Consider the following 7310-nt stretch of genomic DNA (forward strand, 5'->3'; position numbering starts at 1 on the left):
AGATGATTTGATCAAGTGATCCTAAAGACATGAAGCTTTAATGAGTAGGTCCTTGAAAGAAGTTACTACGCAGCCAAAGCCTCAAAAGTGCCTTTATAAATACTAATACCTTTTTTATGCCATAAATTAAATAGATTTCTTGATGATTTAAGCTCATTGTCATCATATCCAATTGCCACAACTTTACCTTTTTTCTCTCTAGGATTGCTTTGGTTAGGTAACCAAGAAGTACATGATATTGGGGAGCTTGAACTTGGTGGATTATGATTATCGCCACTAACCCTTGTACTAGCATAAATCAATTCAAGGGCCAAATTAAAAAACTTATTGCGCTTTCCATATTCATCTACTGTAGAACTATTTAAAAGATGCCTCAGCTCATGGTTGGGAATTTCTGCAAAAACTCTTCCATAATATGTGATAGCAAGGTTTACTTTCTTACCCTCTTTAATTTCTCTTGCTAGTTTATTTATGAAACTTCCAAAGCTTGAGTTCAGAAATTTATCAGAACTTAGACTATCAATCATGTTAAAAGGGATAATGTATGTAGTACTTGGATCATCGTTAAAAGCTTGAAAGGTGTTAACGATAGGCTTACCTGAGCGTGCAGTTGCAGCCCAATTAACTCTTTTAATTGAGTCACCAGGAGCATATTCCCTTAAATCTTTAAACTCATCTTCACTAAACGATTTAGAGCGTCTTGAGCTTTGCCTTGGATCTGAACTTAATGCTAATTGCATAGGTATTTCTCTATATCTATGGGTCGATTTTTGGTTGAAAGAATCTATGTGTCTTCTAATCTTTTCATGAGTCTTAAATCCAGGTCTTTTTAAAGAAATATCTTCGCTATAACCATCAAACACATTTAATCGAGTTATGAGGGACTCACTGGAATCAGCCAGAGCACTAAAGAGCTTCGCTTGTCCAATATCAGTCATTTGCTGTCCACCAAGCCTATGTAAAAAAGATGATTCTGCACTAAAGTCAGGCACCACTTGATTTTCAGGGGCTGTATCTTTAACTGTTAAGTTATTTCCGTTATACCGTCTATTAAGTAGGTTAGATTCAATGTTCGATGGATCTATACCAATTTGCCTTAATCCAAAAGACTCATCAGATGTAAGAATTAATATTAAATTCCTTAGATCTTCATTGCTTTTTAATTGAGATAACCAGAATTTCACTGTAGCAAACTGATCTTTATCTTCTATTTGCTCTTCTAATAGAGTTATCACTTTCTCCCTTAAAGATTCATTTGATACATTGCTATTTAAAAGTTGTCTTAGATTCTGTTTTAACTCTGTAGGATCTTTACAAAAAACTAAAAAATTATTTGTTAATCTGTTGCCAGCAGTTTGATAAGAACTTACTACCGCATCAGCAATACGAAGCCTACAATGTCTCTCAATAGAAGCTTTCTTATCCCTTACTTCACTTTCATCATCTTTTTTGAGGGGCATAGTTTTAAAATCAGCATCGAGAACCAGAGGGGTCAAGCAATCAACTAATTTTACTTTGATTGGAGAAATAATCTCACTTTTCCATGCCTCTCTATCAATCTTTTCACTTTTCCACCAATCTTGAAAAAGAGTCTTCCTATCAGGTTGCATAAGCTTAAAAAAATCACTTAGAGTAGGATTCTTTTCGAATAACTCTAATCTTTCTTCTGGATTCAATAGATAATTTGTTAGGTCAAGAAGCTCTTCGAGAGCCAACTTCTCAATTCCTTCTGGTCCAGATTCTCTAAAAAGTTTTAGTCTATTAGATATTGAAGGACATTTATAAGTGTTCTTTGCCTTTTCAATGAAAGCCCTAAGTCTTTTTCGATTTGCGTTAATATAAGTTTTGATTTTATCTTTAATTCTCGTAAATTCAGTGGGATCACAAGCTTCTACTAACTTAGACCTACTGTCTGCTGAATAATCTTTATCGCCAAAAATATCATCAACAGACAAGTTTAAGCCAGAAGCAAATCTCTGAAACTCAGGTAACTGACTACAAATTTGCATTTGTTCATCATGGCTAAATAGTAATTTAGCAGTACTAAAAACGGTCTCATCGTTCCAATCGCTCTCTGGTGTCAATATGAAGTTAGCAAAAGTTTCAGAGATACCTGTTATAGAGTAGAATAGACCATTTATACTTTTTGTGTACCAGCCACTCAGTAATTCTGGGAAATCACGCAATAAAGGAAAGACATTCTCTCCTATTAAATTCCTGAGCTCAGTTTTTAATTCATCTTTTATTGCTTCTAGATTAGTGACCGATAACTTTTTAGCAACGACAGGAGCTTCCTGATGAAAGGCTTGGTTGCTCAAACGACATATTCTAGATAACTCTGGGCTTTCTTTAAAAACATCTATAATTTCATTTTTACTGAGTATAAAATTTACAAGCTTAATAAATTCGATTGGATGCAAGTATTCTTTTTCATTATCTACGTTATATGATCTGACAACTTTGTCTTTGACTGCTTGAGCCTTTCTCTCTTTTTCATATTCATAATCGTGGCTATTTTTTCCACGTGAATCTCGAGCTGCTTTATTGCCTAAGTCATCAACTACAGTTCTAGCTGTTAATTTTAAGCGTCTTTTTTTAAAGTTTTGCCAGGCAGTATCATGATCACTAGAAGCTACTCTTTGCAATAAACTTGGCTGGACAATTTTGACGAACTTGTATGCTAAATATGCTTTGTCATTGCTAAATATATTTGATTCATTTCCTAATGATTCAACTTCTAATTGCCCCAATTCACTTGCAAAGTATTCCAAGTCTTGGATATCAACCTTATAGTGTTGTTTAATAAAACTAATAGTTTCTTCTTCAGAAAGTAGTCCTTCTAAACTTAGACCAAAGTGCTCTAAAGCAGAAAGAGTCCTTTCAACAAAATAAGGTTTGCCTTTGCCATAATTATCATTATTTTCCTTAAACAAATTCTCAGCTAAAGTCTTTATTTTAGTTTGACTCATATATGCTTTAAAAAGTTCTTGCAGCCTGTGTTTGACTAAAACTCCACCTTCTTTAGAAAAATTAATACTTGCTTTACGCCATTGATTATTATTGTCAACTCTAATACTCCAAGGTACATCATAAGGAAAATTCTGGGTGAATCTTGTAATCATTATATCTGCATAAAAATCCCTGAACCTATCTGGATCTTCTGATGCCTGCAAAAAAGCTATTCGCTCTAAGGGATCATGGGAATTTAGTTTTTGCCACTCTTTGGTACAGCGCATTGAGACTATATCCCCTATCTGTTTTAGATGCTCAGGGTTTGCCGTGTCCTTCCTTCTTGGCAACTCATTTAGAAGCTTAAAGTCAGTATTATCATCTTTGTGCCTTGTTTGCATTGCCTCAATCAAGTCATCCGTCTTCCAAGAACTTAAAGCTTCAGGTGCATAAACCACTTTATCTCTAACTTCGTCATGTGGATAAAACCTGAAGTCATGATCTGCATTCTCTCCTCTAAAGGTTTTTCTATGAACAAAGAGTTTTCTATATTCATCTTGTAGCCTAGGTGAATTTTGAGATTGTTCATTACAAAGAACATGCTTGATTGCATCATCATAATCTTCACTACCATAATATGAAAGCAAGTCAGCAACACTACCATCACTATGGTCTAAGTCTAAAATTGCTTTACGTAAGTTTTTTGCTCTGTCGTAGTATCCGCGATCACGATAACCATAATTACCTTCATCCTTATCGAACTGACTTATGAATCTCTTGAGTTTGATTATTTCAAATCTAAGCTTTGTAATTTCACTTAGACTTCCTGTCTTTAAAGCTTTCTGGAATTCACTGCGAATAGATTTCATCTTAAAAAGAACTTCTACTGCCAGTTTTGGATAGTCTATGTCATCTTCAGGCTTAAACTTAGGGGGCTCAAAACAGGTCCTAGGACTTGTATCAAATTGCGTATCATTAAACTGTTGGACTTGCTGCGTATTAGGTCCTAAAACCGGATCACCGACACCGCCCTTCAAAATCACAGCTTCAATTTCGTCTAAGAGTTTCTTTTGATCCTTCTCGACACCATCTTCTTCTCCGTCTCCATCACCTATGCTCTTAGATCTATCAAGAGAACTTGACATTATATCCCCATTTGGATCTTCAAACAAAATATCATCACCTATAACTTCAGGCTCTCTTCTAATAAACATTCTAGGGTCTAAGATGTGTGGATTATTATTCTCATCAAAATAGGCAACCACAGTATTATTCTTTCTAAAAGGTGATAGTTCTCTCTGGCTTCCATTAGTTAAAACAATATGAGCGTCAACTAACATAGACTTAATCCCAAATCGTCTGAGTTCATTACATAAATACGTTGAAAGCTGGGCAAAATCTCCTTTAACACCAATTGCTTTTTGAGCTTGAAAAAAATTAGGCTGGTCGGCAATAAAATCTTTTATGGTTCCTCTCCGTGTAAACAGTGCTGTCCCAGAATTGTGATGTAGCTGTATCGTTTGAACTTTGTCAGCAACAGTGGGTCTACTCTGAACTAATTTTTCATAGAAATCATCTTCATCAGTTTTAACAATATGTGGATCATAAGATTGCAGAAGGACTGAATCTGGTAAGGCTAGTGAACCGTTAGTATCAGTAATTGATGTTTGTTGATCTTCTTTTGTTTTTGATTTAACAAATGATGGTCTAAGTTCTTCAGGCAAGCCGACTACTTCTAATTTCATATTCTGTGAATCATGAATGGCCGCTAGTTTATTTGCAATACTTGCTTGGGGCATCTGTTGTTCGTCTTCAATAGAGGATCTAACAGTTATTGGTTGTAATCTGAATCTGATTTCTCTACAGTTTTCTGGGACATCAAGGTGTACAAAGCCAAACTCATCTCTATAAACCCTCTCTGCATTAAATGCATCAACTAATTCTGAACCTGCTTGATCAAAAAAACTTACAGATTGAACCTCGTAGTCTAGAGCTGATGGAATTTTCAATAACCGACCTGGTCTATTACTTTCAATTGTAAAGCTGAAATCTGCACATCCAGTATCTCTATCACCAGTTAACGTCGGCATATCCACTGAAGTCAATCTTGATGGTATAGTTGCACTCATTCCTCTTTCGTTTAATAAAGTTCTTATATCACTAATAATCGAAATTGGCTTACTACCAGGATCGACATCCATCTTGATAATTTTTACTCCACTGATTATGTCTGTGTTTAGATCAAAGGGTGTTTTAATTGCTGTTTCAGAGCTATCAGGAAGATTTGCTTCATCAACCTCATCAGATCTGGTCGTATCAATCAAGCTTCTTTTTAAATCAGCAGCCTGTCTTTGTGCCATTGATGTAGCGTCAGTAGCTTCTAGACTACGTCTCTGAACTTGTTTTGACTCTAAAAAATTTACACACAAACCTAAATACTCTACAAAATGAGTGAGATTTACTTCATTGAAAAAATAACTAGTACCATCTGTTGAACCACTAGATTTATAATTAGCTGCTCTCTGAAAACTATCTTTAAGGATAGTCAAAGCTTCATCCATTTGATTTAAAAAATTTTCCTCAGTAGAATCAGGATTAATTAATTTATGAGTTCGAGTTAATGAATTTTGAACTTTTGTTGCTAGTTCACCTAGCGTCAATTTTTCAGTATTGCTGACTTGAAGAATTTCTAAGATTCTACTGAGGTGCACTCGTGCCTGATTTTCAAAATCATCATACCTACCAGAAGACTCAATACCATCAGCAATTTGCTTAGGAGAAGAGTATTCAGAAGTCAAAATACTAGGCCATTGTGGGGCAATCTTGATAGACATAAGATAATACTAGCACTTCGAGTGCCAATTGGTCAATACTTGTCTGGTATTTTTATTAGCTAAAATCATCTGCATAGACCCTAGCAAGGAATCCTTCACCTTGAACTGGTCTATCATTTTCATCACGCTTACAAGGTGAGTTTCCACTCAGTATTACATCAAGTTTTTTACCAGGGAAGTCATTGCTATGTCGAGACATTAGTTGTTCAAATAATTCATCTACAGACATTTCACTACCAGAGTCATCCTTAAAGTCTGCAGAAGGAAATATTACTGAATTTGGAGGTAGCTTATAACTGCCGATACCAAGAGTGTCTAATTTTCGATCATTCCAAAGTACTTTCAAAACATCAGAAGCTCCTTTTGCATCTAATCCTTCAGCAACCAACTCTCCTTGACTAGAAGTAAGATTGTCTATACTTGGAGAATGATTAGTAGGAGTACTCTTTCTTTCAACATCAATAAATGCTGCAACTAACTCACCACCTAACCCCTTAGGTGAATAATTACGCTGTGCTATTGAGTACCTTGCACTAGCATCACCGTTAGCAGCAGCCTTGACTCTTTTTAAATGACTTTCAACTTCATCTTCAAGCCTTGTGGTAGTTTTTGCTTGATCATCGGAACCATGTGTAGCAGGAGACAGAATAACATTAACTCGATTATTATTTACCAAGCTTTTTAACCTAATAGCAAGTTCTCCAAATGACAGATCCTTTCCTAATTCCACTACTCTGGTAGGAGTTTCGTTAACTGCTAAATTAAGTAATCTAGCTGCTGTCTGCCTTGGAGCATCAAAATAATCTACTCTTACCATTAATGAACCGAAGTCTCTATGAGAAATAGCTTCTGTTTTTGCATCACTTGGATAAACCTGAGCAATTGCTGCTTCTTGGATACCCATCGAATTTTCTCCCATAGGCATTCTTGTAATTGAAATATCAAAACGATCAGTATTATCCCTTTGTGAAATAAGTTGTGTAGTCATATCCACCATAATTGAATCCATTGGACCACCTTGGAAAAAGCCACCTAGTGCTCTCGCTCCAGCACCCACAGATTGAGGGTTAACCATTTCTTCACGACTAGGAGTACCAATTCCATTAATTTTGCCAGTACTCTTTAGCTGGGTTAAAAGTTGCTTTATCTGAGAAGCATCTAAACCTTCAGCTACTAATTCTGTTGTAGGTCCCTTGCTTTGCGGAGATCCTGTAGATTTCCCTACTCTACCAGTTTCTTTCTTTGGGCTACTACCTTGGGTTGGATCAATTGACATTTGTAAAACTCCTTAAATTCAAGATTAGATAATAGCGCACCAAGTGTGTAATTGTCAATACCTTCTTCTTTATTTTAATTAGATTCAATAAGAAAGAGTAAATAGGGCTTTTTGAATAGAAACTTTTAGAAATATACTTGGAATAGTTAATTTTCTCATAATCGATTGGTCAAGTGTTCAAGTCACTTCGGGAGCACCATTAATAAACAAAAAGACTCGCCATCGGTGGGTCTTTTTGTTTATTGTGTTTC

The 7310-nt window shown here is 35.6% G+C and carries 2 protein-coding genes; both read right to left on the bottom strand.

Annotation, left to right across the window (positions count from 1 at the left end):
- Positions 1 to 65: 65 nt before the first annotated feature.
- Positions 66 to 5783 (bottom strand): DUF58 domain-containing protein, encoded by a 5718-nt coding sequence (locus O3C63_04845; GenBank protein MDA0772251.1) that lies wholly within the window; start codon positions 5781 to 5783, stop codon positions 66 to 68.
- A 55-nt stretch (positions 5784 to 5838) separates the two neighbouring features.
- The gene (locus O3C63_04850; protein ID MDA0772252.1) at positions 5839 to 7059 is read right to left on the bottom strand and encodes a hypothetical protein; all 1221 of its coding nucleotides are present in this window, start codon (positions 7057 to 7059) and stop codon (positions 5839 to 5841) included.
- Between the last annotated feature and the right edge of the window lie 251 nt (positions 7060 to 7310).

Source organism: Cyanobacteriota bacterium, assembly GCA_027618255.1.
GTDB lineage: Bacteria > Cyanobacteriota > Vampirovibrionia > LMEP-6097 > LMEP-6097 > JABHOV01.